Origin of the sequence: Chitinophaga sp. (assembly GCF_035564935.1) — a bacterium.
Lineage (GTDB): Bacteria > Bacteroidota > Bacteroidia > Chitinophagales > Chitinophagaceae > Chitinophaga.
Window position 1 is genome coordinate 1 of the sequence record NZ_DATMTE010000581.1, and the last position, 2891, is coordinate 2891.

Sequence of the window (2891 nt, forward strand, 5' to 3'; positions counted from 1 at the left end):
GGCACCGGTAAAACGGCGGCTTTTGCCATCCCTATCCTGCACCGCCTGCAACAGCAGGACCGCCGGTACCGGAAAGGGAAATACGAAGTGAAATGCCTTATAATGGTGCCTACCCGGGAGCTCGCTATCCAGATCGCGGAAGTTTTCCAGTCCATCGCCCAATATACCGACCTTACCATTTTGGCCCTCGTAGGCGGCGTAGACCAGGGCCCCCAGATCAAAGTACTGGAAAAAGGCGTGGATGTACTCATTGCCACCCCCGGCCGTATGTTCGACCAGATCAACCAGGGACATATTGATCTCAGCCAGGTACAGATCCTCGTGCTCGATGAGGCCGATCATATGCTGGACCTGGGCTTTATCCGGGATATCCGCGATGTGATCAAACATATTCCCCGCGAACATCAGACCCTCTTCTTCTCCGCTACCCTGAACAAAGACATTAAGGACCTGGCATATTCCGTAGTAAATAATCCTATCCGCATACAAATATCTCCCAAAGATCCCGTTGCTAAAAACGTAAGCCATGCGGTAGCTTTTGTAGAAATGGATGATAAACGTTTCTTCCTCGAAAGACTGATCAAAGAGTTCCCTGAAAGTAAGATCCTCGTATTTGTACGTACCAAGGTGCGCGCAGAACGCGTAATGGCAGCTATGGAGCGTATCGGCATCAAATCCCTTACCATGCACGGCGGCAAAGACCAGGGCGACCGGCTGGATGTAATGGCGGAGTTCAAAAAGGGCGATATCAAAGTACTTATTACTACAGATGTAAATGCACGCGGTATTGATATCCCCAACGTTGATTATGTTGTGAATTACGACTTGCCTGATGTACCTGAAAATTACGTGCACCGTGTAGGCCGTACCGGCCGCGGCGTACAGAAAGGACAGGCGGTTTCTTTCTGCAGTACAGAAGAAAAACCTATCCTGGATGAGATCCAGAAGTTCCTCGGTAAAGACATTACCGAAATGAAGATCAATAAAGATGATTACCGGGAAACCATCAGCTTCTCCGAAGATATCCCCAACGATAACTGGCAGTTATTGCTGGATGAACATAACAGGGAAATGGAGCAGCTGCAGAAGAAAGTGAAGAAGAGAGCGGCTGCCAATGTGAAGAAGAAAGCAAAGAAGAAATAAGCAAAATACGGTCCCGGCTTACACCGGGACCGCTCTCAAACACACTATCTATCTAAATCCCTAACTACTGTTTTACTGCCTCTACGTTCACAGTGATGTCAACAGTAGGTGCTACTGCCCATACGCCGGAAGGTAATTTGTCTGCATATTTTACGCCGTAATCAAGACGGTTAATGGTAGTTTTTGCGGTGAAGCCGGCTCTTCTCAGGCCCCATGGATCTTTAATTACACCGTTATAAGTAACGTTGAAGGTTACACGTTTTGTAGTGTTGCGGATAGTAAGGTCTGCTAACAATATATATTTATCTCCTGACACTTTCTTCAAAGACACGCTTTTCAATGTAATAGAGGGGTATTCAGCTACGTTAAAGAAGTCGTCTGTTTTCAGGTGCCCGTCGCGCTGGTCAACGCCGGTAGAAATGCTGGAAGCATCTACGGTGAAGTCAACTTTCGCGTTCTGGAAGTTAGTACTGTCGGTAGTTTCAATGGTGCCATTGAATTTGGTGAAGTGACCCTGAACATAGCTCAAGCCCAGGTGCTTCACGCCAAAGATGATGCTGGTATGCGCGGGGTCGGCGTTCCATTTTACCTGTGCAAAGGTAGCGATGCTGGCCAGTACCAGGAGGGTGGTGAAAAAGAAACCTTTTTTCATGATTGTTTTTTTATTGAATTTAGTTAATTGTTTATTTAGAAAGCTGGCGGTCCGCTGACCAGCGTCCGGCGCCTTTGATGATCAGGGCTATGTTGATGCCGATTACCAGTAAATGATATTCAAAGCCTTCCCCCGGTTGTGTTCCGCCCCAGTTCATAAAAAAGCCGTTGGCAGAATGAATGTTCATGGCTACCAGCATGATTACAGTTAGCATAGCTGCCCATATCCTGGTAGTAAATCCGAAAAGGAGCAGCAGGGAACCGATGCTTTCGGTAAAAATGACCAGAAATGCAAGGATAGCCGGGGTGCCCTGTGAAGTAAAGTAACTCATGGTGGCTTTGAATCCATATCCTCCGAACATACCGAGTAATTTCTGGGCGCCGTGCGGCAACATCACCAGTGCCACGGTAATGCGGATAATAAAGGAAACGAGATTATCGTCTGTACGAAGTATTCTTTTGAACATAAGGGTATATTTATTAGCGTTTGTACTTTTATTGTATATACAAGTGTTAAGGCAAAAAAAATCAGTCGCGAAGCTTATCCAGTAATTCGTTAATGGTATTCACTTCCGCTACCGTAAGCTTCTTTGTTAGTTCCAGGTGATTTTTCTCCATTACGGGATCCAGTTCCTTTAACAGGGCCTGTCCTTTTTCGGTGATCTCAATTTCCACTTTCCGGCGGTTACTGTCGCACTGCTTACGGGTCAGTAACCCTTTTTGGCGCAGCTTTTCCACCAGGCGGGTGGCGTTGCTCATCCTGTCCATCATCCGTTCCTGGATATCCAGCAGGTTTAACGGCCTTGGGCTGCTTCCGCGAAGTATCCGTAATACATTGAATTGCTGGCTGGACAGGTCGTATTGCTTCAGCACCTGCGATGTCCATACTTCCAGCCAGTTACCGGTAAATATGATATTCAGCATGGCTCTCTGGTATTCATCCTTAAATCTGGTCTGCTTCAGTTCCTCTTCCAGTTTCATAGTTACAATTACAACTGTTGTTTATACAACAAAGGTAAGTGTATTTTTGATACCGCCAAATTTTTTGTCCGCCTTCGGCGGGGAAATTGTCTTGGAACACTGATTACGCTGATTTT

General features: G+C 46.5%; 4 protein-coding genes. 1 reads left to right on the forward strand and 3 read right to left on the reverse strand.

Annotation, left to right across the window (positions count from 1 at the left end; translation table 11 throughout):
• On the forward strand, window positions 1-1143 hold a 1143-nt coding region (locus tag VN105_RS14855; protein WP_325642219.1), incomplete at its 5' end, for a DEAD/DEAH box helicase.
• 64 nt (window positions 1144-1207) lie between these two features.
• On the opposite strand, the gene VN105_RS14860 is transcribed toward VN105_RS14855, so the two are convergent.
• From VN105_RS14860 to VN105_RS14870, 3 genes are all read right to left on the reverse strand, one after another.
• Window positions 1208-1795, reverse strand: a complete 588-nt coding sequence (locus tag VN105_RS14860) for a YceI family protein (RefSeq protein WP_325642221.1) — start codon at window positions 1793-1795, stop codon at window positions 1208-1210.
• 31 nt (window positions 1796-1826) lie between these two features.
• Window positions 1827-2261 (reverse strand): DoxX family protein, encoded by a 435-nt coding sequence (locus VN105_RS14865; protein WP_325642223.1) that lies wholly within the window; start codon window positions 2259-2261, stop codon window positions 1827-1829.
• Window positions 2262-2322: 61 nt separating this feature from the next.
• Window positions 2323-2775: a MarR family winged helix-turn-helix transcriptional regulator gene (locus VN105_RS14870; RefSeq protein WP_325642225.1), complete on the reverse strand. Its 453-nt coding sequence runs from the start codon at window positions 2773-2775 to the stop codon at window positions 2323-2325.
• Window positions 2776-2891 lie beyond the last annotated feature (116 nt).

What these genes read in the sequence shown, in the direction of transcription:
- VN105_RS14860 (WP_325642221.1), bottom strand. Translation starts at nt 1,795, where the DNA reads ATGAAAAAAGGTTTCTTTTTCACCACCCTCCTGGTACTGGCCAGCATC.
- VN105_RS14865 (WP_325642223.1), bottom strand. Translation starts at nt 2,261, where the DNA reads ATGTTCAAAAGAATACTTCGTACAGACGATAATCTCGTTTCCTTTATT.
- VN105_RS14870 (WP_325642225.1), bottom strand. Translation starts at nt 2,775, where the DNA reads ATGAAACTGGAAGAGGAACTGAAGCAGACCAGATTTAAGGATGAATAC.